This window comes from Nocardia sp. NPDC004168, from assembly GCF_040610355.1.
In the GTDB taxonomy this organism is placed as follows: Bacteria; Actinomycetota; Actinomycetes; order Mycobacteriales; family Mycobacteriaceae; genus Nocardia; species Nocardia sichangensis.
This window is the reverse complement of the sequence record NZ_JBEXME010000113.1, coordinates 1-1,126: the sequence shown is the minus strand read 5'-3', so window position 1 is coordinate 1,126 and position 1,126 is coordinate 1. Positions and strand designations below refer to the sequence as shown.

Here is a 1,126-nt window from a genome sequence, read left to right as displayed (position 1 = left end):
TCGCGTTTGGGTCGGGCGTGCTGGTTGTACCAGCGGATGTAGGCGCCGATCGCGGCGTCCTGTTCGTCGTGGCTGCGGTGATCGGTCCCGTTCAAGGCGAAGTAGCGTAGAGCCGCGAATTCGGACTCGATCCAGTTCAACCACGATGAATAGGTCGGTAGGAAGACCAGTTCCACGTCGTTGGCCGCAGCCCATATGCGGACCTCGGCTCGTTTGTGCGGGGAGAAGTTGTCGACGATCACGTAGAGCTTCTGTCCACGCCAGCGCGCCCGCAGCGATTTCAACAACGACAGGAACTCCTGCCACCGTTTACGATCCCGGATCCGGTAGTGGATCTTGCCGGTCGCCAGATCCAGAGCGCCGAGTAGGTGCCGCACGCCCTGGGTGCGCCGGTAGGTCGCTGGCAACCGTTTCGGGGTTCGTCGCGGGAACCAGCCACGACCAGTGCGGGGTTGCAGATTCAGCGGCCCGAACTCGTCCACGCAGACCACTCGTCCATCGGTGGGTGGATGGTCATAGAGGTCCAGCACGCGGTTCATCTTCGCGGCGAACTCGGGGTCGGTGCCCGCTTTCCAGGTCTTGACCGCCTGCCACGACACCCCCTCGGCTCGGAGGATCTTGCGCAGAGTTTCGCGGCTGATCTCAGCGATGCCGTTGCTGATCAGTACTTCGCGCAGTTTCGACAGGCTCCTGTCGAGAACGGCCAGCCCAGGTCACGCGGGCAGCACCGGGCGATGCAGGCGATGCGTTCACGCGTCGCCCGATCGACCTTCTTCGGCCTGCCCGCGCTCCATTTTGGGTCCAGTGCTTCGAACCCCCGCTCGTTGAAGTCGTGGATCACCTGCCGCACATACGCTTCGCTGACCTGCATCAACCTTGCGATTGCGGGAACCGGCTGCCGCTGGGCCGAGGCCATCACCACGATCGCTCGCCGCATCCTGACCGGTTGTTTGCTCGTCTTGGTGATCTTCTGCAACCGCCGCCCCTCCTCTGGGGTCACCGCTCGCACAAACACTTCCGGCTTCCGAGCCACCGGCACCACCTCCACCGGCAGCATCACCGGCAACAGGTCCACGATCAACCCGACACCCGGTTACCGAGGCAACCTACTTGGACGAGGCACTAG

General features: G+C 63.5%; 2 protein-coding genes. Both read right to left on the bottom strand.

All coding sequences use genetic code 11. The features are described from left to right. On the bottom strand, positions 1-641 hold a 641-nt coding region (locus ABZW96_RS37665; protein ID WP_355081666.1), incomplete at its 3' end, for an IS630 family transposase. 20 nt (positions 642-661) lie between these two features. Then, positions 662-1,075 (bottom strand): helix-turn-helix domain-containing protein, encoded by a 414-nt coding sequence (locus ABZW96_RS37660; protein ID WP_355081664.1) that lies wholly within the window; start codon positions 1,073-1,075, stop codon positions 662-664. Between the last annotated feature and the right edge of the window lie 51 nt (positions 1,076-1,126).